The 25,437-nt window shown below is 66.9% G+C and carries 21 protein-coding genes; 8 read left to right on the forward strand and 13 right to left on the reverse strand.

What is annotated here, in order from left to right:
- Positions 1–4: 4 nt before the first annotated feature.
- Together BLV45_RS12585 and BLV45_RS12590 are read left to right on the forward strand one after the other, a co-directional pair.
- Positions 5–865, forward strand: a complete 861-nt coding sequence (locus BLV45_RS12585) for an arginyltransferase (protein WP_090533384.1) — start codon at positions 5–7, stop codon at positions 863–865.
- 54 nt (positions 866–919) lie between these two features.
- Positions 920–1,951, forward strand: a complete 1,032-nt coding sequence (locus BLV45_RS12590; RefSeq protein ID WP_090533386.1) for a quinone-dependent dihydroorotate dehydrogenase — start codon at positions 920–922, stop codon at positions 1,949–1,951.
- 37 nt (positions 1,952–1,988) lie between these two features.
- On the opposite strand, the gene lepB is transcribed toward BLV45_RS12590, so the two are convergent.
- The 13 genes from lepB to BLV45_RS12655 all read right to left on the reverse strand — a co-directional run bounded on the left by lepB (position 1,989) and on the right by BLV45_RS12655 (position 17,818).
- Complete coding sequence (gene lepB / locus BLV45_RS12595) at positions 1,989–2,675, reverse strand: signal peptidase I (RefSeq protein WP_090533389.1); 687 nt, start codon at positions 2,673–2,675, stop codon at positions 1,989–1,991.
- Positions 2,676–2,766: 91 nt separating this feature from the next.
- Positions 2,767–3,747, reverse strand: a complete 981-nt coding sequence (locus BLV45_RS12600) for a Gfo/Idh/MocA family protein (protein WP_090533391.1) — start codon at positions 3,745–3,747, stop codon at positions 2,767–2,769.
- A 111-nt stretch (positions 3,748–3,858) separates the two neighbouring features.
- Positions 3,859–4,578 carry a FadR/GntR family transcriptional regulator gene (locus tag BLV45_RS12605; RefSeq protein ID WP_090533393.1) on the reverse strand — a complete coding sequence of 240 codons (720 nt, stop codon included), beginning with the start codon at positions 4,576–4,578 and terminating at the stop codon, positions 3,859–3,861.
- A 357-nt stretch (positions 4,579–4,935) separates the two neighbouring features.
- Complete coding sequence (locus BLV45_RS12610; RefSeq protein ID WP_090533394.1) at positions 4,936–5,484, reverse strand: flavin reductase family protein; 549 nt, start codon at positions 5,482–5,484, stop codon at positions 4,936–4,938.
- Positions 5,456–7,096, reverse strand: coding sequence for a mannose-1-phosphate guanylyltransferase/mannose-6-phosphate isomerase (locus BLV45_RS12615; protein WP_090533396.1), 1,641 nt, complete (start codon positions 7,094–7,096; stop codon positions 5,456–5,458). Before BLV45_RS12615 ends, BLV45_RS12610 begins: the two co-directional genes overlap by 29 nt.
- A 174-nt stretch (positions 7,097–7,270) precedes the next feature.
- Positions 7,271–8,608: a hypothetical protein gene (locus BLV45_RS12620; RefSeq protein ID WP_090533398.1), complete on the reverse strand. Its 1,338-nt coding sequence runs from the start codon at positions 8,606–8,608 to the stop codon at positions 7,271–7,273.
- 27 nt (positions 8,609–8,635) lie between these two features.
- Complete coding sequence (locus tag BLV45_RS12625; protein ID WP_090533400.1) at positions 8,636–9,463, reverse strand: class I SAM-dependent methyltransferase; 828 nt, start codon at positions 9,461–9,463, stop codon at positions 8,636–8,638.
- Positions 9,460–11,391 carry an alpha/beta fold hydrolase gene (locus tag BLV45_RS12630; RefSeq protein WP_176954148.1) on the reverse strand — a complete coding sequence of 644 codons (1,932 nt, stop codon included), beginning with the start codon at positions 11,389–11,391 and terminating at the stop codon, positions 9,460–9,462. The genes BLV45_RS12625 and BLV45_RS12630 overlap by 4 nt, the downstream gene beginning before the upstream one ends.
- Before the next feature lie 172 nt (positions 11,392–11,563).
- Positions 11,564–13,069 (reverse strand): flippase, encoded by a 1,506-nt coding sequence (locus BLV45_RS12635; protein ID WP_090533404.1) that lies wholly within the window; start codon positions 13,067–13,069, stop codon positions 11,564–11,566.
- A 171-nt stretch (positions 13,070–13,240) separates the two neighbouring features.
- Positions 13,241–14,395, reverse strand: coding sequence for a glycosyltransferase family 4 protein (locus tag BLV45_RS12640; RefSeq protein WP_090533406.1), 1,155 nt, complete (start codon positions 14,393–14,395; stop codon positions 13,241–13,243).
- Positions 14,392–15,570, reverse strand: a complete 1,179-nt coding sequence (locus BLV45_RS12645) for a glycosyltransferase family 4 protein (protein ID WP_090533408.1) — start codon at positions 15,568–15,570, stop codon at positions 14,392–14,394. The genes BLV45_RS12640 and BLV45_RS12645 overlap by 4 nt, the downstream gene beginning before the upstream one ends.
- Positions 15,567–17,285, reverse strand: coding sequence for a hypothetical protein (locus tag BLV45_RS12650; protein ID WP_090533410.1), 1,719 nt, complete (start codon positions 17,283–17,285; stop codon positions 15,567–15,569). The genes BLV45_RS12645 and BLV45_RS12650 overlap by 4 nt, the downstream gene beginning before the upstream one ends.
- Complete coding sequence (locus BLV45_RS12655) at positions 17,282–17,818, reverse strand: GNAT family N-acetyltransferase (protein ID WP_090533872.1); 537 nt, start codon at positions 17,816–17,818, stop codon at positions 17,282–17,284. Before BLV45_RS12655 ends, BLV45_RS12650 begins: the two co-directional genes overlap by 4 nt.
- 248 nt (positions 17,819–18,066) lie before the next feature.
- Between BLV45_RS12655 and BLV45_RS12660 the strand changes: the two genes are divergently transcribed.
- The 6 genes from BLV45_RS12660 (at position 18,067) to BLV45_RS12685 (ending at position 25,435) form a co-directional block, all read left to right on the forward strand.
- Positions 18,067–18,318 carry an acyl carrier protein gene (locus BLV45_RS12660; protein ID WP_090533874.1) on the forward strand — a complete coding sequence of 84 codons (252 nt, stop codon included), beginning with the start codon at positions 18,067–18,069 and terminating at the stop codon, positions 18,316–18,318.
- Positions 18,315–19,604 carry an acyl-CoA dehydrogenase family protein gene (locus tag BLV45_RS12665; RefSeq protein WP_090533412.1) on the forward strand — a complete coding sequence of 430 codons (1,290 nt, stop codon included), beginning with the start codon at positions 18,315–18,317 and terminating at the stop codon, positions 19,602–19,604. Before BLV45_RS12660 ends, BLV45_RS12665 begins: the two co-directional genes overlap by 4 nt.
- A 2-nt stretch (positions 19,605–19,606) precedes the next feature.
- Positions 19,607–20,626 (forward strand): amino acid--[acyl-carrier-protein] ligase, encoded by a 1,020-nt coding sequence (locus BLV45_RS12670; protein ID WP_090533414.1) that lies wholly within the window; start codon positions 19,607–19,609, stop codon positions 20,624–20,626.
- Positions 20,623–21,624: a DUF1839 family protein gene (locus tag BLV45_RS12675; protein ID WP_090533415.1), complete on the forward strand. Its 1,002-nt coding sequence runs from the start codon at positions 20,623–20,625 to the stop codon at positions 21,622–21,624. The genes BLV45_RS12670 and BLV45_RS12675 overlap by 4 nt, the downstream gene beginning before the upstream one ends.
- Before the next feature lie 48 nt (positions 21,625–21,672).
- Entirely contained in the window at positions 21,673–24,192 is a 2,520-nt protein-coding gene (locus BLV45_RS27850; protein WP_245753213.1) for a glycosyl hydrolase 2 galactose-binding domain-containing protein, read from the forward strand.
- A 508-nt stretch (positions 24,193–24,700) separates the two neighbouring features.
- The gene (locus tag BLV45_RS12685; protein ID WP_090533417.1) at positions 24,701–25,435 is read left to right on the forward strand and encodes a Crp/Fnr family transcriptional regulator; all 735 of its coding nucleotides are present in this window, start codon (positions 24,701–24,703) and stop codon (positions 25,433–25,435) included.
- The last annotated feature ends 2 nt before the right edge of the window (positions 25,436–25,437 follow it).

Raw genomic sequence — 25,437 nt, forward strand, 5'->3', positions numbered from 1 at the left:
CAACGTGACTCACCCGAATGAGCTGCCGCTGTCACCGCTTTCGGCGCTGCAATTCTACGCAACGGCGCCTTACCCTTGCAGCTACCTGGAAGGGCGTATCGCACGCTCGCAGGTCGCCACGCCCAGCCATCTGATCAACTCCGACGTCTACACCGAACTCGTCAAGGCGGGCTTCCGGCGCTCGGGCGTCTTCACGTATCGCCCCTACTGCGACGGCTGCCGCGCCTGCGTGCCGGTGCGCGTGCCGGTCGGGCGTTTCCACCCGAACCGCACGCAACGCCGCGTGTGGAAGAAGCACGGCGAGCTGATCGCGTCCGTCGCGCCGCTGCACTACGACGAGGAGCACTACGCGCTCTACATGCGGTACCAGTCGGCGCGGCACGCGGGCGGCGGCATGGATCGCGACAGCCGCGACCAGTACGAACAGTTCCTGCTGCAAAGCCGGATCAACTCGCGCCTCGTCGAATTCCGCGAGCCGCCGCACGGCGGCCACCCCGATCTGCCCGGCGTCCTGCGCATGGTCAGCATGATCGACATCCTCGGTGATGGCCTGTCGTCGGTGTACACGTTCTTCGATCCGGACCACCCGCACGCGAGCTTCGGCACGTACAACATCCTCTGGCAGATCGAGCAGGCACGCAGCCTGAATCTGCCCTACGTCTACCTCGGCTACTGGATTCGCGAGAGCCAGAAAATGGCGTACAAGGCGAATTTCCATCCGCTCGAAGGATTGCACGAAGGCCTGTGGAAAGTGTTCGACACCGCGAACATCGATCTTTCTCCGTTCGGCGCGACCTTACCGGGCAATCCCGCTGACAAGCCCGATGAAAAACCCAACGGCAGGCGCGGCGGCGGCATCGGCTAAAATAGCGGGTTCTCATTTCCGGCCGCCCGGCTTCGTCCTGTGTTCCGCTCCCCCTTGTTCAGCTCCCTGTATCCGCTCGTGCGCGCCCGGCTCTTTCGCATGGACGCGGAAGACGCTCACCATCTGACGCTGCGCATGCTCGGCGCCGCCGGCCGCAGCGGCCTCGCCGGCGCGCTCGCGCCGCGCGTGCCCGACTCGCCCCGTACCGTCATGGGCCTGACGTTCCGCAATCCGGTTGGCCTCGCCGCCGGGCTCGACAAGGACGGCGCGTGCATCGACGGCCTCGCCGCGCTCGGCTTCGGCTTCATCGAGGTGGGCACGGTCACGCCGCGCGCGCAGCCGGGCAACCCGCGCCCGCGCATGTTCCGGCTGCCGGAAGCGAATGCGGTCATCAACCGCATGGGCTTTAACAACGCGGGCGTCGACCAGTTCGTGAAGAACGTGCAGGCCGCGCGCTATCGCGGCATCCTCGGCCTGAACATCGGCAAGAACGCCGACACGCCGATCGAGCGTGCCGCCGAGGATTACCTGTACTGTCTCGAGCGCGTGTATCCGTTCGCGAGCTACGTGACGGTCAACATCTCGTCGCCGAATACGAAGAACCTGCGCCAGTTGCAGGGCGCGGACGAACTCGATGCGCTCCTTGCCGCGCTGAAGGACAAGCAGCAGCGTCTCGCCGACCTGCACGGCAAGCTGGTGCCGCTCGCGCTGAAAATCGCACCGGACCTCGACGACGAGCAGATCAAGTCGATCGCCGGTACGCTGCTGCGCCATCGCTTCGAAGGCGTGATCGCCACGAACACGACGCTCTCGCGCGAAGCCGTCAAGGGTCTGCCGCATGCGGACGAAGCCGGCGGGCTGTCGGGCCGTCCGGTGTTCGACGCGTCGAACGAAGTGATCCGCAAGCTGCGCGCGGAAGTCGGCGACACGGTGCCGATCATCGGCGTCGGCGGTATTTTTTCGGGTGCCGATGCCCGCGCCAAACTGGCGGCCGGCGCTTCGTTGGTGCAGCTTTACACGGGGTTCATCTATCGCGGCCCGGCGCTCGTCGCCGAGTGCGCGCAGGCGCTCGCAAACAACGCGTAAGCCCGCCAGCCGGCGCGCCGCGGCCTGACTAACCTGACTAACCGCCGCGTGCCGGCCCGTCGAGCGCCGCGCCGAAACGGTCGAAGCGCGGCTCGTAGAAGTGATGCGGGTCGAGCGAATACACGACGCGCCGCGTGCGGCCCATCAGCTCGTTGCGCGGGAAAAAACCGAAGTAGCGCGAGTCGGCGCTGTCGTCGCGATTGTCGCCGAGCATCAGGTAGGCGTTCGGCGGCACCGTCACCGGGCCGAACGAACGGCGCGGGCTGGGCGCGACTTCCGAGAGCCGCACCGCGTGCGACACGCCGCCAAACCGCTCGCGCAGATAGTCACCCGGCGACAGCGCGTCGCCCGGCAGCGGCGCCTGCCGCATCGGCTGATAATCCGCGCGCACGCCGTTCACGTACAGCACGTTGTCGCGCATCGCGATGCGGTCGCCCGGCAGGCCGATCAGCCGCTTCACAATCAGCTCGTGCGCCGCCGACGAATCGATCGTCACGATATCGCCGCGCCGCGGATCGTGCAGATGCGCAATCGCGATATGCGTGAACGGAATGCGCAGGTCGTACGCCATCTTGTCGACGAGAATGCGATCGCCCTCGCGGATCGTCGGCAGCATCGAGCCGCTCGGCACGACGTTCCAGTCGGCCACCGCGCTGCGAAACAGCACCATCAGCGCGAGAAAGGTGATCAGGCTTTTATTGCTGCGCCAGAATCTCATCAACATACGTGTCACGACCTGCTCCTGCGGCAAGGAATCCGAAAGCTCGATCGACGCGCGGCAGGCTCGCTGCAACGCGTCGACCGGGCAGATCGTATCACTCGTCGGCGGCGAAGCGCAGACCGAGCGTCGCGCGCGCGGTGTCGGCCATCATGATCATCTGCCGCGATTTCGCGTGCGTCATGACCGGACTCTCCGTATGCCCCGCGCGGATCAGCTCGCAGAAGTGCGCGGTCTCGTAGTTCAGGCCGCCGCCTTCGAACGGCGCGTCGAGTTCGACGACGCGGCCGTCCGTGTAACGGATCGTCGCGCGCGTCGGGTTCCACCAGTTTTCGTGGATCGTGACGTGGCCGCCCTTCGCGGCGAGCAGCGCGTCGCCCTTGCCGGCGAGGTCAAGGCCGCAGAAGAGTTGCGCGATACCGCGCTCGTGGCGGCTGTTGAGGCTCGCGAACACGTCTACACCCGTTGCGCCGAGCCGGCCGATGGTCTGCACGTCGAGCGGCGCGCCGAGCCAGTCGACGGCGAGAAACATCTCGTAGATGCCGATGTCGAGCAGCGCGCCGCCCGCATGATCGGGCGACAGCGAAGGATGGTCATCGGGCACGCCCGGCACCGAGCAGCCCGCGCGCACGAGCCCGATCGCGCCGACCGGATCCGCTTCGAGATGCGCGCGCAACTGGCGATAGAGCGGATAGAACGGCGGCTTCATCGCCTCCATGAAGAGCCGCTGCGCGGCGCGCGCCGCTTCGACCACGCGATCGAGTTGCGCCGCGTTGACGGTGGCGGGCTTTTCGCACAGCACGTGACGCCCGGCCGCGAGCGCGGCGATCGCGTAATCCGCGTGGCTGTCCTGATGGGTGGCGATATAGACGGCGTCGATGTCGCTCGCGAGGAGCGCGTCGAGGCTGTCGCACGCGGCGCCGCCGAATTCCGCGGCGAACGCCGCTGCCGGTTCGGCGCGGCGCGACCACACGGCGGCGATCCGCGTGGCGGGTACGTGCGCGAGGCCTTGTGCAAAGCGGCGCGCGATGCGCCCTGTTCCGACGATGCCCCAGCGGATCACGGTTTCTTCTTTCATCGATGGCCTGTTCCAGTGCGGTTGCTGACAGGTGACATTGTCGCGCATGTGAGCCTCGGGCCGACCAAAGCGCCATCGCCTGCCCTTCACTGGAATCGCATCGATACGGCGTTAGCCGGACACCGGCCGTTCTGCCTCGAACATGCTGCAGATCTCGTCGGCGGTGAAGTCGATCAGCGCACGCGAGGCGGCTTCCGCATCCTTCGGGTCGTGACGCTCGATGGCGCTCACCACGCGGGCATGCGTGTCGAGCGTGGCCTGCCAGACACCGTCCTTCTGGTCGACCACCTCGCGCGCCGCCGAAAGCGCGCCGCGAATGATCGCCGCCATCTGCTGGAAGAACTGGTTGCCGCTCGCGACCAGAATGCGCGTGTGCAGCAGCTCGTCCGCCGCCGCATATCCTGGGTCGCCCGGGCGCAGTGCGCGAAACGCGGTGTACGCGTCGCGAATGCCGGCGATCTCGGCGGGCGTCGCGCGCGCCGCCGCCTGCGCCGAGGCGCGCGGCTCGATCAGCATGCGAAACTCGATCACGTCGCGCAGGAAGGTCTGATCCGGTTTCGCCCGAAAGCGCCAGTTCACGACTTCCTCGTCGATCATGCGCCAGTCGCGCATCGGTCGGATACGCGTGCCGATCTTCGGCCGCACGTCGAGCATGTGGCGCGCGAGCAGCATCGAAAGCGCCTCGCGCATCACCGTGCGGCTGACGTCGAAGTCCTTCGACAGCACATCCTGCGGCGGCAGCACCGCCCCATATTTTTCCTCGACGATGCCCGTGACGAGCCCATCCATGACCTTGCTCACCAGCGAGCGGTCCTTGTTCGGCTGTTCCATGACACTCTCCCCGATACGGCGTCCGTCGCCTGTGTTACCCGTTGACCCTGCGCCCGCGTATCTTTGCCGATTGCTTTTCTGTACGTTGCGTCGTTCATCAGCGTTGCGCCAGTTGGGATACGTCCTGACAGGGTTATCCCTCTGACAAATTGTTTCGTCTGCGTAACGCACATCGGCCAAAGGCGCGTGCCGCGCGGCCCGCAAGCGGATGTTCCATGAAAAAATTGCACTGCCTTGCATGAGATGCGAGCCCGCCGCCGGCGCACGCGCACAGCCGTTCACACCACGCCGCCACGCGGCGACACGCCAGCGGAATCCGGCGAGGCCGCGCCGGGCGCGCCAGGCCCGCGCCGCCGCTCAATGATCGCGCGCGACCGAAGCGTAGCGGCCGCCGAAGAAAACGAGCGGCGCATGCTCGTCGAGCGAAAACGCGAGCACCTCGCCGACAAACAGCGTGTGGTCGCCGCATGGATGCCGGTCGACGACGCGCGCGCCGAAGCGCGCAACCGCGCGGTCGAGCAGCACCACGCCATCGAGTCCGTCGACTTCCGTGAAGCGCGGCGCGAGCCACGTCTGTGGCTCGCCGGCGAAGTGGCGGCTGTGCGGTTCCTGTTCGTCGGACAGCACGCTGACGCCGAACAGGTCGCTCTGCATCAGACGCTCGTGCATGCGCGCGCGCTGTCCAACCGACACGACGATGAGCGGCGGCTTCAGCGACCCCGACATGAACGCGTTGGCGGTCATCGCGTGCAACTGGTCGCCGCGGCCCGTCGAGATCACGACGACACCGGTCGCGAAGCGGCCCAGCGCGCGACGAAAATCGCGCTCGTCGAATTGCGCGGCGTTTTCGTTCGCCGCGCGGTCGGGACACGCAGTGTCACTGACCGGAAGTGCCCGTGCATTCATCGTCGGCCCCCACGGTTCCGCTCGCGGTTCCCTGCGAGGCCCCCTCGCCTGCCGCGCCGTTCGCGACACGCCCATACTGGTCGTCGAAGCGCACGATGTCGTCTTCGCCGAGATAGCTGCCCGACTGCACCTCGATGATTTCGAGCGGCGTCTTGCCCGGGTTTTCGAGCCGGTGCGTGACGCCAAGCGGAATATACGTGGACTGGTTTTCCGTCAGCAGGAAGTGTTCGTCGCCACGCGTGACGCGTGCCGTGCCGCGCACCACGACCCAGTGTTCCGCGCGGTGGTGATGCATCTGCAGCGAGAGCCTGCCGCCCGGCTTCACCACGATGCGCTTCACCTGAAAGCGCTCGCCGTGATCGATCGAGTCATAGCAGCCCCACGGCCGCTGCACCTTGCGATGTTCCCTGGCTTCCGTGCCGGCCGTCGCCTTCAGCCGGCCGACAATCGCCTTCACGTCCTGCACGCGATCCTTCGACGCGACCAGCACCGCGTCGGCCGTTTCGACGACCACCACGCCGCTCACGCCGACGCACGCGACGAGGCGGCCGTCCGAATGCGCGAAGCTGTCCTGCGAGCCCTCGAACAGCACGCGGCCACGCGCGACGTTACCATCGGCATCTTTCTTCGAGACGTCCCACACCGCGTCCCATGCGCCGACGTCGGACCATCCCGCGACGAACGGCACGACCACGCCCGTGAGCCTCCCGTCGAGCGTGATCTGTTCCATCACCGCGTAGTCGATCGAATCGGACGGGCAGCCCGCGAAGGCCGTGCGATCGAGCCGCAACGCGCCGTCGCTGTCGCTGTCGATCGACGCGTGCGCGAAGGCGTCCGCGCACGCCGCCGCGATGGCCGGACGGCACTCGCCGATCGCCGCGAGCCAGACCGACGCGCGCACCACGAAAATGCCGCTGTTCCACCAGTATTCGCCCGACGCGACATAGCGCGCAGCGAGTTCGGCGTCAGGTTTTTCGACGAAGCGGTCGATCGCGCGCGCGCCGTTGTCGCCGCTCGCGGCGCCCGTCCGGATATAGCCGTAGCCGGTTTCGGCGCGCTCGGGCGGCACGCCGAGCGCGACAATCGCGCCGCGCGCCGCGTGGGCGACGGCCGCTTCGAGCGCGTGCGCGAAGGCCGCGCGGTCGGCGATCAGGTGGTCGGCCGGCATCACGACCAGCACCGGATCGCTGCCGTCCGGCGCGTCGTCGCGCGCGGCCAGCGCCGCGACGGTTAGCGCGGGCGCCGTGTTGCGCGGCAACGGTTCGAGCACGAGCCGCGCGGCCTTGCCGCAACGTTCGATCTTGTCGAGCGTCAGGAGCCGCAGGTCCTCGCCGCAGACGATCATCGGCGCGGCCTGGACCATTTCGATGGCGCTGTCAGCCGCGTGACCGGCATCGTCACCCGACGGCGCGAACGCGCCGTCAAGACGGCGCAGCGTGGCTTCGAGCAGGGATTCGTCGTCGATGAGGCCAATCATCTGCTTCGGATACTGTTCGCGCGACAGGGGCCACAGCCGCGTGCCGGAGCCGCCCGCCAGAATCACGGGCTGCACCGTGCAGCGCGAACGGGCGTCACGGTCGCGAAACGCAAAAGGCAATGCGAGATCGTTCATTCGACACTCTCCCCGTCGATACGACGCGCGGCGCGCGATTCATACGCTGCGGCGCGGATGCAGGTCAATGCATGTGACGCGCACGAGGCGCACGACGTGCATCGCAGGTCCATTGAAGCAGACCGGCCCGGCGACCTCTGTACGTGGCGCCACATTGCGGGACGGTACGCGCCGCTACAGGCCATGCAGCGCCGGCTTGACGATCTGTTCGAGCATCGGCTTTAACCGGTAGAAGGGGCTGCCGAGCGTCACGCAGCATTCGGGCGCGCGAAACGTCAAACAGAAGAACAGCGCGAGCAGAAACAGCGCCTTTCGGTGGCGCGCCGCCGAAGCGACGATGCCGCGCATCACGTCGGGCGGCGTGACGACGAATGCGTCCGCGATCCGCGCGCGCAACCCGCGCGGCACGAGACGCTTCAGATCCGGCACCGTGATCGCGGCCGGGCCGTCGGCGAAAAACAGCAGCAGATACGAAATCGACACCGCCGAGAGCCAGCGCCCCCAGTCGATACCCAGCAGATACATGGGCAGCGAAGCGGCAAAGAGAAACCCGAGCTGCGCCAGATGGCGGCGCAGCATCTCTTCGTGCGCGAGACCGTAGCCGCCGCCGTTCCACAGCGTCACGAGCACGAGAATCGCGGCGATGCCGGCGCCCGCGAAGCCCCATACCCAGAACTGCCCGGCCATGAAGAGATACGCGACGCCGGAAAGATTGAAGACCGTGCTCCAGCCGATCGCGGAGATGCCGCCGCCCGGCACCATCGGCGTGCCGGGAGAAATCAGCGAGCGGTCGGCGGGGGCGAGCATGTGCCAGAGCTGGCCCGCGATGTCCGGGTTGCCCTTGAACGCCGCGCACATCAGGAACATCACGACCTGCAGCACGAGCGACACTTTCACCACGCGCGCGAACGCGGGCTGCGCGGGGAACATCGCGGCGAGACGCCGGACGATCAGCCACGCGGCGGGGAACGAAATGAACGCATACGATTCGTGCAGGAGCGGCAGCGCTACCGCCTGCACGAGGACGAACGCGGCAAGAAAACGCGCCGCGCGCAGCCGGCGCGGCATCACGGTCGAACGGACGATCGCGCTGTAGAGCAGGCAGTCGATACCGAGCGCCACGTGAAAAACGATCTCCTTGCGAAAGAAGAACGCGTTACCGATCGCCATCTGGAAGAGACCGCCCGGCACCAGAAACGCAAGCGCGAGCGCGGCCGGGCTGCGTTCGCGCGAGCGCGCCCAGACCGACACCATCAGCAGGCTCAGCATCGCGTAGTTCGCGAACACGAGGAGATTGACGGTGGCGACGTCCGCGCCATCGCCGTTGACGAGACTGATCAGCCAGCCGCTGATGCCGCGCCGGATAAAGCCCGCGTTATAGCTGATCAGCCATTCCGAATAGGCCCACGGGCTCCAGTTCAGACGCGCCGGATTCGACATCGTCACGGCCCAGACCAGCGATATGGACGCGCCCACGAGCAGGTAAGTCAGCCACGAACAGGTCCGTTTCATCTCCTGGATACCTTTGCAAACGTCATCTCAAGCCAGCGGATGTTCCGGCTTTCTCGCCACGAAATGCAGCCACCACGCGTCCGACGAAGCTGCGTCGTCGGGAATGCGCTGCGTGTCGGTGCTGCCGAACACGGCTTCGAGTTCGAGGCCGAGGTCCGCGATCTGGCGACGTTCGTGCGCGAGCGTCGTGTACACGATGACGATGCCGAAGTTGTGGGCGGCCGCGGTCGCGATCGAATAGCCGTCGAAATCGCGCGTGAGACGCGCGTGCCGCAGATAGTTGTAGCTCGCCGCCGGCAGCCGGCGCAACGTGCGCATCGTGCGCACGCCGAGCTTGAGCGGATTGAACGTGAACACCGGAAAGATCCGGCTGAACGGCTCGCGATAGCCCGGGCCTTCGCGGTTGTGCGACGAAAACAGGATCAGTCCGCCGGGCCGCGTCACGCGCTTCATTTCCTGCAGGATGCGCATGCGGTCGTCGTAATCGACGCAATCGATGCCGTTCCAGCTGAACTGCACGAACGCATAGTGACCGGACGGCAGCGCCGACATGTCGCGCGCGTCCATCCAGCGCAGGTCGAGTCCCGGGTGACGTTCCTTGCACAGGTCGATGAGCCTGTGCGTGTAATCGACCGCCGTGTAGTCGCTCGACAGCGCGGTCAGCATCGGCACCGTCCGCCCCGCGCCCACGCCCACGTCGAGAATGGGCTGGCCGCGTGTGCGCGACGCCACCCACTCGATGGCCGCGCGTTCGCCCGGATCGCTCCAGCCTGGGTGCGTCGTGAATTCGCGCCTGGCGTCACGCGAATTCCACGCGCTCTGGTTGACGTGATCGAGTGCCTTGCCCAGATTCATGATCCGACTCCTGGAAAATGCGCCCCCTGGAGCGCCGTGTCGCCCTGACGGTCGGAATCTGTTTCCGTAACCGCGACGGCAGGATTCGCTGCATCGGGCGCGAGTCCGGCGTGCCGCCGGTCCGCGCCCTGCCTCATTTGCGACGCATCCTTCGCGTCGGACTTCGAAACCACGGGCTCGCGCATCGACTGCATGAGCCATGTTTCGGTGTCGCGCATGACCGCTTCGCGCGCCGCGCCGGTGAAAAGCGCGTGATCGAGTTTCGGCAGCAGGACGACACGGATCGACGGATACCGTCCAAGACCGCTGCCGTGCGTGCCGAAGTGAATCTTCAGCTCTTCAAGACCGACGTCGAACTCGCCGTACACCAGCCGGACCTGCACGCCCTTCGCGGCCAGATCGCGTGCGAGCGTGCGGATCGGGTCTTTATCCTCGCCGCCGACGCGCGCCACCACGTCGCCGGTCCGTGCGCGCACGAGACGCCACGCGCGCTGCGATATCGCGCGTGCCGCGCGCATCGGGTTCGCCTTGCCGTGCAGCGCCGCGAGCCATTTCTTCAGACTGAACGCGGAACGCCAGTAGAGACGGCTCTGCGCGAACACCGGCGTGCCGGGCGCGCGATCCTCGCCATCCCAGATGAACTTCTGCAGGTTCACGCCCACGCACCCGACGATCGCCGGATGTCTGCGCGCGCCATGCAGGCCGTTGAACGCGCCGCCGCACACGCCCACCACCACCACGCGCCGGTAACCCTGCGAAACGAGCCACTGCGCGCCGGCCGCGACGTCGATACCGGATGCGTCGGCGTAGATCGTATCGAGCGTGACCGTCGGCGACAGCGGCGAACTGTCGCCCAGCCCCGCGAGATCCATGCGCAGCGAGGCTATGCCCTGCTCCGCGAGCCGCCGGGCGAAGAGCACGAACATGCGCCCGTCGCCGATGTGATGACTCGCGCCCGTGTTGCAGAAGAGTACCGCGGGCAATTCAGGATCGATGCGGTCCGGCACACAGTGCATGCCGAAATACCGGCCGTCCTGGTAAGGCACGTCGAACGAAACCGGTGTTTCGCACAGACCCTGCGCGGGCAGTTTCAGTTCGTGGCACGTCTGCTTGCTGGCACTCGCCCCACCGGCACGCGGCGGCATGTCGCGCGCGAGCCAGTCGGTCGCCCGGAGGAACACGTCGTGCGGCACTTCGCTGTAGAGCGCCTCAAGCTGGAAGCGGTCGCATTCGTCGAACGGCCCCGTTTCCACTTCGCTGCCGAGCGCCTCATGGCGGCTCGCCAGATTGGCCGCCTGTTTGCCGCCGCGCGAATCGAGCAGCAACACGCGCTTCGCGACGCTGGACTCGACCTTCGTCAGATCGAGCGCGGAGAGTCGCGCGACGTCCTCGCCATGCACGCCGAAGCCGAACGCTTCGACATAAGCGTTCGTGTCGGGCAGCGGATCCGCGCTGAAACCCGCGGGCGTGGTCGCCCAGCTCTGGCGGTGCGCACGCAGCTCGCGCACGTACTGGCGCCCCGAGATCACCGGCGCGAGCAGCACGAGCGCGTCGACGCCGCCGCGCCGTTCGGCGGCGCGCGCGGCCAGCAGCGCGCCGAGCCGGAATCCGCACAGCGCGACTTCGGTGACGCCCGTGCGCGCGCGCAGCGTTTCGATAGCGGCGTCGATGCTGTCGAGCCATGCGTCGATGCGGCCCGGGTCTTCCTCGACGCCGGCGGAATCGCCCGAGCCAGGATAGTCGAAGCGCAACGCCGGCATGCCGCGCGCGGCGATGCCCTCGGCCAGTTTGCGCCAGCCGCGATGCGTACACAGGATGTCGTAGCCGAACGGGCTGCACAGCACGACACCGCGCCCGGCATGCGCGCCGTTTGCACTATCCGCGCCGTGCAGCCAGCCGAAACATCCGCCAAAAACGATCGGCTCCATCGGTTGATTCGATTCCTCTGGCCGTTCCATTGCCCGTTCATTCCCATGCAAGAGGTTTGCCGTCGAACCCGCGCACCATGCGCCCCGCGCCCTGTCCCGCGCATTACAGCAGGCACGCGGCAATGCTTCCGTGCGCATGCACACAGTCACGGGCGCCGCGCGCCGCACCGCTTCACGTTTCCGCGTCGAGCGGCTCCGTCCGCGGCGTGATGCGGCGCCCGAGGCCCGCGCGTTCCAGAAACTTGTGTACGAAGTCGCGCAGCTCCGCCGAAAGCGCCAGCGACAGCGCGAGATTCACCGCGACCAGCACGAGCGCCGCGCCCGCCAGCATCAGGCGGCTGTCGACCACGCTCGCGATCGCGATGGCCATGCACAGGCAGAGCGCGTGCGGCACGAGCACGCCCAGCAGCGCGCGGCCACCGAGGCGCGACAGGATGATCAGCAGCGCGCCGTCGATCAGCGTCTTCAGCAGCACGGCCAGCGCCGCGCCGACGAGGCCGAACATCGAGATGCCAACCCACAGCAGGACGGCGAGCACCGGCAACTGCACGAGACTGATGCGCGCGGCGCGGCCCGGATCGGCCCGCGCCTGCAACAGCACGCGCACGACGCTCGCCGAGCTGCCGACCCACACCGACAGCGCGACGAGGTGGCCTGCGGTGGTGCCCGCGCTGGCGATTTCGCTGCCGACCCACCACAGCAGGAACGGATGCAGCGCGCAGATGACGACGATCGTGCAGGGCGTGAGAATGCCGACGACGAGCGCAATGCCCTGGCGCGCCAGCTCGTGCGCGTCGACATGCGACGAAGCGGAAAGACGGGGAAACAGCGTCCGCATGACGGCGGTCGGCAGCACCGACAGGCGACCCACCAGATTCTGCGGCGTCGAGTAATACGCGACCGCGCGCGCGCCGAGCATCGTGCCGATGATCACGCGGTCGATGCTCGCCGCGAACATCTCCGCACTGCCGCCGATCACGATCCAGCTGCCGTACTGGAACAGTTCCTTGATGATCGGCCAGCGCGGCCGGCGCCAGCCTGTCAGGCCGAGCACGCGCCACGTCGACACGCCAAAGATGATCGCGCCGAGAAAGCGCGTGGCGACGGCGGTCGCGATCACGACGGGCAGCGTCGGCGAGATCCAGTGCGCGGCGACGAGCGGCAGGCACTGGAACGTCGCCATGCCGAACACCTGGTTGAGGTTGAAGACGGCGAAGCGCTCCGCGCCGGTCAGCGAGCCGGCCATCACCCACGTGAGATTGGCGAGCGGAATCGCGACGGCGAGCCACGGCAGGCTCGCGTACACCTCCTGACTGAACGCGGGCGACAGATGGCCGAACATCTTCAGCCACGTGAACGAAATACCCCAGAGCAGCAGCGCGCCGGCCGTGCCGGTCATGAAATTGACGAACAGCGCGCTGAAAAACACCTGCTCGACGCGTTCGTGCGACTGGTCCTTTGCCGCGCGGGCAATCGAGATGCGGTTCTCGGTGGCGAGGCTGATGCCCATGTCGAGCACGCCGAAGTAGCCGATCAGCGTCCAGACGAGGTTCATCACGCCATAGCGCTCGGCGCCAAGCGTGAGCAGATATCCCGGCACGGTCACAAACGAAATCGCGATCGGGACGGCCGTTCCAAGCAGATTCAGACCGACGTTACGCAGAATCCGACTGTCCATCTTGCCCCCAGGTTGGCGGCATCACCGTTCGCGCGGCGACTTGTCAGCGCGCTGCGTATCGCCATGCGGACGTTGCCGCGCCAGCCGGAATGCCTCGTTTGACGTATTGGAGCAGCGTTCGGGCGCGGTATCGGTGCGCGCGCACACACAAACCCCGCCACGCCGCACGGTTCAAGGCTCGCCGAGCGCCTCGCGGTAAACGCGGGCGACCTGGGCCGCCACGACGGCGTTGTCGAAGCGCGCGCGGGCGTATGCGCGGCATGCGGTTTCATCGGGCAGCACGCGCCTGCCGCGCAGCGCATCCGCGATGCCGGCGGCGATCGCCTGATAGCCGACGGACGGCAGCACCAGTTCCGGCGAAAGCGGCGCCACCGCTTCCGGCAGGCCGCCCACCGGCGTCACCAGCACGGGCGTGCCGGCCGCGAGCGACTCGATCGTCGTCAGGCCAAAGCCCTCGAGCGAGAGCGTCGGCACGACGGTCACGTCGGCGGCGCGATACCACAGCGGCAGGGTTTCATCCGCCACGTAGCCGGCAAGCTGCACGTGGCTGTCGAGCCGGCGCGCTGCGATCGTCGAGCGCAACGCGGGTTCGAGCGGGCCCCTGCCCGCGATCACCAGCAACGCGTCGGGGACGCTCTGGCGCACCACGAACATCGCATCGACGAGTTCCTCGAGCCCCATGCGCGACACCAGCCTCCGGATGCAGAAAACCAGCGGGCGATCAGCCGGCAGACCGAGCCTCTCGCGCACTTCGGCTTTCGTCTGCGTGACGTTGAAGCGCTCGACGTCGACACATCCCGGCACGATCCGGATCGTCTCTTCAGGCACGCCGTAGCGCTCGCGCAGAAGATCGCCGAACGCGCGTGACAGCACGATATGCCGGCTCGCGTTGCGATACACCGACTTCTCGATCGCGTGCCTGACGACGCGCGACACGCTGCTGCGCCCTTCCGCCGCCGCCTCGTCTGCCCACGGGCCGTGAAAATGCACGACGCGCGGAATCTTCGCGAATACGCCGAGCGTCGGCGCCGTGTACAGCGCGAAGTGCGATGCCACGACGTCCGGCGGCATCGCACGCTTGAGTTTCTGCGAATGCCTGCGCGCCTGCCACATGCGGGTCGGAAGACGATCTTCGGCGTCCGCGAACGCGTGGACCTGGCCACCCGAGTCGTGGAACACGTCGTCACTGCCCGCCACGAGACCGCGCACGCTGACGCCCTGCGCCGGGAGCGATTCGATCAGGGCCTTGAATACCCGGTCGAGGCCACCCGGCCGCTCGCCGAACCAGTGCATGCCGATCTGCAGCGAATTGATCAAGGTGCTCATGACGTCGCGGATACCGCGTTGTGGGTGATCCCGTTTTTTCCGGGAGGCTGCGTCTTGCGCAGTTCTTCGTAGAGCGACAGATAGCGCATCGCCATCTGTTCCCAGCTGAGCGACGTCGCCAGTTCGCGAGCGGCCGCGCCCATGGTCCGCGCGCGCGCGGGATCAGCGGCAAGCCAGCTGATCGCCGCGGCGAGACCGTCGAAATCTTCCGGGCTGTCGAGCACGACGCCGCACGCACTGTCGATCACTTCGGCGCCGCCGGCGGTGGCGACCGTCACGACCGGCAGTGCGCTCGCGAGCGCCTCGAGCATGACGAGACTCATCGCTTCGTAGCGCGATGGAAACACGAACGCATCCACGGAACGCATCAGCGCCGGCATGTCGCGCACGAAGTCGACAAAATGCACCCGGTCCGCGACACCGAGCGCGGCCGCGAGCGCGGGATAAGGACAGTTGCCCACGCCGCCCGCCACCACCAGATGAACGTGGGCCGGCGTCGACACCAGCGCGCGCAGCACCGCATCGAGATTTTTACGCGCGACGCGCAGGTCGCCGGCGAAGAGCAGCAGGAACGGCGTCAACGGCAGGCCGAAACGCGCCCGTTCGGCTGGACCTGGCGCGAACTCGTCGACGTCGACGCCGTTGTGGATCACGTGCAGGCGCTGCGCGGCGATGCCCGTGGCCTGCACCTCGGCGGCCACTTTCCGTGACACGGGCACGACCGTGCGCGCGGCGAGAAACGCGCGCTTCTCGCACCATGCGTTAAGCCGCGTGAAGGCCAGCTGATACGCCGCGTACGCGCCCTGCCGAAGATTGATCGGATAAAACCCGCATCGATACCAGCCGTCGTGGACAAAATGCACGCTGTTGACGTCGGCGCGCGCCCACGTGATGAAGCCGTTCACGTGAATCAGGTCGAACTGGCCGCGATGCGCGGCAATCCAGATGCCGCTGCGCAATGCGAAGACCTGGTACTTGACGAGGCGGGTCGGAAGCCAGCTCTCGCGAATCCGCACGAAGCGCAGGCGCGGATGGGCCAGCAGCGCCTCTTCGATGCGCGAGCCGAGTACCGTCACCGAATGGCCCGCGGCCAGCAGCGCGCGCACGATCTCGTAGTTCACCCGTCCCTGGCCGTCATTCGTGCTGACGCGGTGGGTCACGATCAGAATTCTCATCGCCCGGCTCCAGAATGGAAGGGAACGGACGGAACCGTGTGCGGCCCGTATTGAGGCGTGACGACAGCAGTCGGCGGCGGTTGCGCCGCATGTGCCGCCTGCGCCGCCTGACGCTTCGCCGCTTCGCGACGCGCGGCGGCTTCGGTTTCGCGGACATACCGCAGACCGTTTACAGGCATGAGCACGCCGATAAAAAAGAACATGCCCGTCATGCCCGCCAGCGTGTTGGAGAACAGCATCATCGCGACGATCGCGACCGCGATGCCGACGCCGGAAACACCGAAGCGGTCGTGCGGCCGCGCCCGGCTTGCAGCGAACGCCCGCGTGATCAGCAGGACGATTCCAGAAACATAGAGCAGCGAACCCGGCCAGCCCATCGTATAGGGCACCTCCATGACGCCGCTGTCGAACACGGCGATCACGTTCGACGTGTCGGCCAGCTTGCTCGCGACGCCCGTCGTGCCGAACCCTTGCCCCGAGATGTCGGTCAGCGCGCGGCCCATGAAACTCGAGTACATGCCGACACGAACCTGGTAGCTGTCGTCCTGGCCGAGGTTCTGGACGGTCTCGAGCCGTGACGTAAAGTGCTTCGACACTTCGTCGATCATGGTGAGCGGCAGGCATATCGCGACGCAGGCCACGATACCGGCGATCATCCGGATACGGCTGCGTCCGTCGAGCATCGCAATCGGATAGATCAACCCGATCAGCAGGCCGCCCCATGCGCTGCGCACCGCGGTGAACATCAGCGCGGGCAACATGATCGCGGCGGCGATGCGCAGCTTGCCCTTGCCGGCGAGCACCATCAGGATGCACACGAGTGCCGTATTCGCGAACGGGCCGGACGAATTCATCGTGCTCGCGATGCGCAATCCAAACGGCACCGGCTGGCCTTCGGAGGTCATGCCGGAGGCAAGCAGCCAGAACACGTCCCAGGGCGGCGGCGAAACGAACTCGTAAATGCCGTAGGCGCCCATCACGATGCTGCCAAAGATAAACGTGCTCAGCAGCACGCGCTGATAGTCCGGATACGCCTGCCACGTGCTGATAAAGCGAAAACCCACGAGAGCCGGAAAAATCGCGTTGGCGAGCGCGAAGGTCGCCGCGGAAAAACCCGCGCGCGTCACGCCGATCAGCCAGGTGTACAGCAACGCCGAGAGCACGAGCGCGAGCGGCATCGCGCGCCGCTGCCCGAGAATCTTCATGTCGGTGATGAGCGCGAAGCCGGAGATCGCGGCGCAGGCGAGCGGCGCAACCATGATCGTGCTGACCGGATTGAACCCGCCCGCGAAAAAGTCGCCCACGCGCCGGATTTCCGCCGACAGGAAAAACACCCAGCACGTAAAGCCCAGGTAATGCGCCGGATGCACGCGATACAGCCACAACGCGATCAGCACCGCGGCCGCCGGATAAAACAGTTCGACGAGCCGTCCCATGTGCATGAAGCACAGCGCGAACATGACGATGAACATGACGGCGGGCACCGAAACCGGACCGATCCGGCTTTTCTTTCGCGCCTTGCGTGCCGGCGCCCGGCGCACACCTGGCTGCATGGGATCGGGCGTGGGATAGAGCGGCCGTGGCCGGGGCCAGGGCGACACGGCCGGGTCCCGTGGCTGCACGAGCGGCGTGACGGCGCGCGCGCCGGCGCCTGCCGGCACCCCATTGCCCGGGCCCGGCGGCAGGCCGTCAGGAAAACCCGCGTCCGGATTCACAGCAGCTCAAACGTACTGACGACCGACAGGCCGCCCCGCTCGCGACGCAGCCCGCTGAAAACCGGCTGCCCGCCTCCGCGCGGCTGACGTCGCAGGCCGATGAACGGCGTGCCATGATCGAGAAACGGTCCATCCGTCTTACGAAAGCCGAACTGCTCGTAGAAACCGCGCAGGCCGATCGGCGCGGTGAGCCGCACCACGCGGCCCGGCCAGCGCTCGGCAATCGCGTTCAGCGCGCGCTCGATCAACACTTCCGCCGTGCCGTCGCCGCGGCGCGCGGGGCTCGTCAACACCTTGTCGATCACCACTTCCGGGTCTTCCGCATCGCCTGGCTGAATGCGCGCATAAGCCATGATCGGCATGGAGCGGCTCATGTCCTCGGCGGCGAAGAGGTGAAGCGCGCCATCGTCGTGGCCGTCCGCATCGAGATGGACGTGCCACTGTTCGACCACGAACACCGCGCTGCGTGCACGCAGAATCAGATACAGCTCGCGCGCGGTGAGGTGCTCGAATTCCAGCGTCTTCCAGTTCATCACGATGTCCCCCAGACAGGTCGCGCAACGGCACACACCCGTTGCCATGGCGACACCTTACGTCTGGAACCGGCCCGTTTCCGTGCGGAATCGCACTGACGCTCAACCTTGCCGGTCCGTTTAATACGTCTAACCGATGCACGGTCCCGTTCGTCCCGGGCGTCGTGCGATGGGCCTGGATTCACCGGCGACGGGCCACACACAACCATGTCGGTGCGATGTCACATTTCCTGAAGGGGCTGAATTCCATGAAAACGGCACTGCGACGCATTCTTTCCGAGTCGGCACGTCTCGACGTGGCGCCGGACACCCTGGCCGACGATGCCGATCTCTACGCGGCGGGGCTCTCCTCGCTCGCGACCGTCCATCTGATGCTGGCGATCGAAGATGAATTCGGCATCGAGATTCCGGACCGCATGCTGACGCGGCGTCTCTTTTCCAGCATCGATTCGCTGGCCGCCGCGGTGAGCGAGTTGCAACAGGCGCAGGCGGCAGCATGAACGCCCCGCTCGCGCAGGATGCCGTCACGCCCGGGCGCGCCGATTCGCCGGCGGCCGCGCCGGCCGAGGTGGCTTCCCCCATCCCGCTTTCGACAGTCGAAACCGAATCGGGCTGGCGCGCCGCGGCACGCCGCGCCGCGCAGGTGGCCGCCCAGCATGCCGATTCGGTCGACCGTGAAGCGCGCTTTCCGGCGGAGGCGTTCGCCGCGCTGCGCGCCGAGCACCTGCTTTCCGCGATGATCTCGACGGAATTCGGCGGCGCCGGCCTGCCGCTCGCCGATATCGCGACGATCTGCGAAATCCTCGGACAAAGCTGCGCGTCGACCGCGATGGTCTACGCGATGCATCAGATCCAGGTCGCCTGCATCGAGGAACACGGCACGGCGCTCGCCTGGCAGCGCGACGTGCTCGCGCAGATCGTCGAGCGCCAGTGGCTGCTGGCGTCGGCCACGTCTGAAGAAACCATCGGCGGCAACATGCGCACGAGCGCCTGCGCGGTCGAAGTCGAGGGCGAGCGCTTTCGCATCGAAAAACTCGCGCCGACGATTTCGTATGGCGCGCACGCCGACGGCATTCTCGTCACCGCGCGGCGCACCACCGAAAGCCCGGCGAGCGACCAGGTGCTGATCGTCGCGCTGAACGACGACATCGCGCTGGAAAAACGCGGCAGCTGGGATTCGATGGGCATGCGCGGCACGTGCAGCGAGGGCTTTCGCCTCGTGGCAACGGGTGCCACGGCGCAGATCCTGCCGACGCCCTTCGCCGAAATCGCCGACCAGACCATGCTGCCGGTCTCGCACACGCTGTGGGCCGCGGTCTGGACCGGCATCGCGACCGACGCCGTGAATCGCGCGAAAGCGTTCTTCCGCGCCCAGGCGCGCGGCAAGCCGGGCTTCGTGCCGCCGTGCGGCCCGCGTCTCGCCGAAGCCGTCGGCCTGCTGCAGATGATGCAGTCGCGCCTGTCGGTTGCGCTCGATGCCGCGCGCGTCGCGCGCCGCGCGTCGCACGGCACGCAGCAGGACGACGCGCCGCTCTCCGCGATGCTCGGCTTCGCGTCCGACATGAACACGCTGAAAACCAGCATTTCGACGATGGCGCTCAAGGTCGTTCACGAAGTGCTGATGATCTGCGGGATGGCGGGCTACAAGAACGGCACGGATTACAGCGTCGGGCGGCATCTGCGCGACCTGTACTCGGCGCCGTTGATGATCAACAACGACCGTATCGCACAGAACACGGCCAGCCTGTTGCTTGCGCAGCGGCCAGCCACTCCGGGGAGAGCATGACCATGAACACGATGACCGATGCGGCTGCGATCGCGGCCGCGCAGACGGACGCGTCCAGCTTTCGCGACGGACTCTTCTCTCACGGCATCCTGATCGACACCGGCGAAAACGGCCTGTACGGCCGCAGCCAGGTGTTCGAGAGCGTCGTCGACGGGCTGAACGCCGCGATCACGCATCTGGGTGCCGACCAGCATCCGGAGTTCCTGCGTTTTCCGCCCGCGATGCGCCGCACGGACTTCGAGGACAGCGAGTATCTGAAGAGCTTTCCGAATCTTGCCGGCACGATTCACTCGTTCTGCGGCAACGAGGGCGACCACGTGCGCCTCTTGCGCTGTCTCGACGACGCGATGAAGGAAAGCGACGACGACCGCAACGACGAATGGATGAAATACCAGAAGCCGACGCGGCTCACGCTCACGCCGGCGGCCTGCTATCCGATCTATCCGGTCATCGCGCGGCGCGGACCCGCACCGGCCGGCGGCCATACGATCGACGTGCTGTCGTACTGCTTTCGTCATGAACCGTCCATCGATCCGGGCCGCATGCAGATGTTCCGCCAGCGCGAATACGTGCGGATCGGCTCGCCCGAGCAGGTCATGACGTTCCGCCAGATGTGGATCGAACGCGGGTCGCTGCTGATCGACCTGCTGCGTCTGCCGGTCGAGGTCGATCTCGCGAACGATCCGTTCTTTGGGCGCGGCGGCAAGATCGTGGCCGACAGCCAGCGCGCGCAGGCGCTCAAGTTCGAGCTGCTGATTCCGGTCGCGCTCGAAGACAGCAAGACCGCGTGCCTCTCGTTCAACTACCACATGGACCACTTCGGCGCGATCTGGAAACTCGCCTGCGAAGACGGCTCGGTGGCTCATACGGGATGCGTCGGCTTCGGCATGGAACGCATCACGCTCGCCCTCTTCCGCCACCACGGCTTCGACGTACACGCATGGCCCGACGACGTGCGCGGCCTGCTGTGGGGGGACACGAAAGCCCGCATCGAACATGGCCTTGCCGGAGCCGCAACATGAATTCACCGCTCACGACCGTGTGGACCCATCCCGATGTCCGGCCGCAACGCGTCCACGCACCGCACGCGCTGCACCAGGGCGATCGCGTCTGGCAGGAGACCAACTGCTACGTCGACCTGTGGATCGAAGTGCTGCACGGCTTCGGGCTCGATCCGCGCGCCGCGTTCGCGTTCACGGTGATTCAGGATTTCGAAGGCGACCAGTTCACGTTCTTCAAGTTTCCGCTCGAGGACATCGAGCGGCTCTACGGCGTGCAGGTGCAGGAACTGGCGATCTACGATTCGCTCGAAGACCGCGTGTTCGCGCAGACCCGGCGCGGCCATACGGTGCTCGTCGAAGTCGACGGCCACTATCTGCCGAACACGCGCGCAACGTCGTATAAACGCGAGCACCCGAAGACGACCATCGGCATCGATTTCATCGATCCGGTGCGCCGCAGGCTCGGCTATTTCCACAACACCGGCTATCACCAGCTCGACGGCGAGGATTACGACGGCGTGTTTCGCAAGCTGGCGCGCTTCGCCGGCCAGCCCGACCTGCTCTTTCCATACGTCGAGTTCGCGAAGAACGCGCGGCCGGCGCTGGAAGGCGCCGCGCTCGCCGAAGCTTCCGCGGAACTGCTGTGCGCGCATCTTGCCCGCCGGCCGCTGCGCAATCCCGTTTCGATGTGGCGCGCGGTGTTCCCGGAGCAGCTCGACCAGTTGCTCACGCGCGGCGAGCCGTATTTTCACCTGTACTCGTTCAACCTGATGCGGCAGCTCGGCGCGAACTTCGAGTTCCTCTCGAAGTATCTGCAATGGCTGACCGCGCAGGGTTACGACGTGCCGGAATCGATTCCGGCCGCCGCGCAGCAGATCTCGTCGGAAGCGATGGTGATGCAGTTCCGGCTCGTGCGCGCGATGGCGCGCAAGCGTCACGATCCGTGCGAGGACTGCTTCGACGTGCTCGAAGCCGCCTACGAAAGCACGCTGCCGCCGCTCGCCGCGCTCGCGCTCTGACGATGCACACGCGTGACCGACGTCAGTGTTTCAGTGGATGAACCGGCCATGCGTGTACCACCAGACCTGCGGGACCATGTGACGCGTCCCGACGACAGAGTCGGGCGCGACTGGCCCGTCTGGCCGCTCGCGCTCACGGCCGGCTGGCAGTGCGTGACGACGCCCGCTGGCGCCTGCGCGACCCCCGCCGACTGCCCGGCCGCCGGCTGGCTCGCGGCCCAGGTGCCGGGCACCGTCGCGTCCGCGCGGCGCGCGGCAGGCCGTCTTGACACCGCGCATCCGCCTCGCTTCGCTTACGACGATCACTGGTACCGGCTCACGCTGTCCGGCCACGGACACCGGCGTCTGCGGCTGCATGGCCTCGCGTCGATCACCGAGGTGTGGCTCGACGCAACGCTCGTCCTGCGCTCGGATTCGATGTTCGAGGCACACGACATCGACATCGAACTCGACGGCACGGCGACGCTCGCGCTGTGCTTCCGCTCGCTCACACCCGCGCTCGACGCGCGCCGCACGCGGGCGCGCTGGCGGCCGCGGCTCGTCAGTCCGCCGACGCTGCGCAACGTGCGCACGACCCTCCTCGGCCACATGCCGGGCTGGTGTCCGCCGCTGCAGGCGGCCGGCCCGTGGCGGCCCGTCGAGCTGCTGGGCGGCACGCCGCACGCGTTCGACACCGTCGACCTCGCGAGCCGGCTGGAGGGCAGCGACGGCATCGTTTCGCTTACGTTGAGCTTTATCGACGAACAGGTTCCCGCGCTACCCGCGCAGCTGATGTGCGGCGGCGTCGACGCGGCGCTCACCTGGCGCGACACGCGCACGCTGACGGGCTCGCTGCGCATTCCCGACGTGGAGCGATGGTGGCCGCATACGCACGGCGCGGCGCGCCTCCACGACGTGTTCCTGCGGCTCGGCGACGCGCATGCGCCGATCGAACTCGGCCACGTCGGCTTTCGTACGATTGAAGTCGACCGTGGTGCCGATGGAGAGGGCTTCGGCCTGATCGTCAACGGCGTGCCGGTGTTCTGCCGCGGCGCGTGCTGGACGAGCGCCGATCTCGTCACGCTCACCGGTTCGCCCGCGCAGCTCGACCATGCGTTCGCGCTTGCCCGTGATGCAGGCATGAACATGTTGCGCGTGGGCGGCACGACGGTGTACGAGTCCGACGCGTTCTACGCGCTCGCCGACCGTTTCGGCATCCTCATCTGGCAGGACTTCGCGTTCGCGAATTTCGATTATCCGGCCGATGATTCGTTTACCAGACAGACGACGCGCGAGGCGAGCCAGTTTCTTGCCCGCACGCGCCGTCATGCGTCGCTTGCCGTGCTGTGCGGCGGCAGCGAAGTCGAGCAGCAGGCCGCGATGTTCGGCCTGCCGCCGGCCCTGCGCGCGCAGCCGCTCTTCACCGAACGCCTGCCCGCCCTCGTCGCGGCGTTGCGGCCCGACGTGCCCTATGTCGTCAACTCGCCGTCGGGCGGCACGTGGCCGTTCTCGACGCGTCGCGGCGTGACGCACTACTACGGCGTCGGCGCGTACCTGCGCCCGCTCGACGACGCGCGCCGCGCGCAGGTGCGCTTCGCGGCCGAATGCCTCGCGTTCGCCAACGTGCCCGACGACGCCACGCTCAACGGCGTGACCGGCACGATCCATCAGCACGATCCGCGCTGGAAAGCCGCGGTGCCGCGCGACCCCGGCGCCGGCTGGGATTTCGACGACGTGCGCGACCATTACCTGCACACGCTCTACGGCGTCGAGCCCGCGCGACTGCGCTACGAAGACCCACAACGCTATCTCGACCTGTCGCGCGCGGTGCTCGCCGAGGTGATGACCGACGTGTTTTCGGAGTGGCGCCGCCATGGCGCGTCGTGCCGCGGCGCGCTCGTGTGGCAGTTCCAGGATCTGCGCGCGGGCGCCGGCTGGGGTCTCGTCGATGCCACCGGCCGGCCGAAAAGCGTCTGGCACGCCCTTGCGCGCACGTTGCAGCCGGTGCAGCTGCTGATCACCGACGAGGGTCTCGACGGCCTCGACCTTCATCTCATCAATGAGACGGACACGCTCATCGACGCGCAACTCGACATCGTGAGTTTGCGCGACGGCGTGCAGAAGGTTGCGTGCGCATCGGTCGCCGTGACACTGTCGGCGCGCAGCACACAGTGTCTGCGGGCGTCCGACTGTCTTGGCCAGTTTTTCGATTTCACTTACGCGTATCGCTTCGGGCCCCGTTCGCACGACGTAACGATCGCTACATTACGCAATGTTTCAGACGGATGCGTGCTGTCGGAAGCGTTTCATCTGCCCGACCGCGGCGTCCAGAGCCGCTGCGAGGTACCCATGGAAGTCGTGCTCGAGCCCGTCGGGCAAGGCTGGCAGCTGGTTGTCGAGGCGCGGCGCTTCGCCCGCGCCGTGCACGTCGTCGACCCGCACTTCCGGGCCGCGCACGATGTGTTTCATCTCGCGCCGAACCGGCCGCAAACGATTCCGCTGATCCGGCTGGACGCAAACGATAAAACGTCGCGGCCACAGGGCGAACTGCGCGCCATCAACGCGCTCGCGCCTGTGTTTTACGGCTGAGACGGTCGCAGCCGTGAATCGAAATTGGCGGGCGTCCCGGGTTGCGAACCAGTTTTGAATCACTTCTGGCACGCCGCAAAGCGGTCGGGCAAGGCCCGGTGTAGCGGGTGTTACAGCGGCGCACCGGTTTGCGCACGGTCCACGAACCCAATCCGATCAACGACTTGGCACGTACAAAAGCACGCCGGAGCCCACACGGGCCGCAAAACGTGTTTGCAGATGTGAAACAAAAACCGTCGTTTTTCGATGCGCCCAACGCGCCAGCGGTTCGCCGCACCGCACGAGCGCTCGCTTTCGATCTCACTGGCACACAACTCGCTTAGAGATGAGCGCGACAAAACAAGCGCTACCGGACATGACGTCAACGACATCGGTCGCGCAACGGGACATACGGGGCCGGCACTGCACATTCACGACCGCTCACCAGGCGGTCAGGCGCAAAGGAATGCAGTAGCCGGATCAAAAAACAGAAGACGCGCACCGCGCGGCTTCGTGCGAGGACCAAATCATGTTGACGCTCCAATCCGATCTGCACGGCAATCATCTGCTGGGGGCGTTGCCCTCCCATGAGTGGCAGGCCATCGCGCCTCATCTCGAACTCGTTCATCTGCGCGCCGAACAGCTGCTGTGCGATTCCGGACAGCGCATTCACCACGTGTATTTCCCGACCAGCGCGATCATCTCGCTGCTCTCCACGATGGAAGACGGCGGCTCGGTCGAAATCGCCGCGGTGGGTCGCGAAGGCATGACGGGTGTGCCGGTTCTCACTGGCGGTGAAACGATGCCGAACCGCGTGCAGGTGCAAAGCGCCGGCTTCGCGTATCGCATGACGTCGCAATGCCTGCGTCAACAGTTCGCGCGCTCGGACCTGATCCGCCGCCTCATGCTGCTCTACATGCACGCCCTTCTCACGCAGGTCGCGCAAACCGCCGCGTGCAACCGCCATCACTCGCTCAACAAGCAGCTGTGCCGGTGGCTCCTGATCGAAGTGGATCGCGTCGCGTCGAACGATCTGACCGTCACGCAGCAACTGATCGCCGACATGCTCGGCGTGCGTCGCGAAGGCATCACGGAAGCAGCGGGACGCCTGCATGCCGAAGGCCTGATTCATCACAGCCGCGGCCATATCCGCATTCTCGACCGCCACGCTCTCGAATCGCGCGCATGCGAATGCTACGGGCTCGTCAAGCGCGAGTTCGACCGGCTGCTGCCGCGCCTGCACCAGGCTGAGGCTGTGACCTGAAC

It is taken from the genome of Paraburkholderia sartisoli (assembly GCF_900107685.1).
Lineage (GTDB): Bacteria > Pseudomonadota > Gammaproteobacteria > Burkholderiales > Burkholderiaceae > Paraburkholderia > Paraburkholderia sartisoli.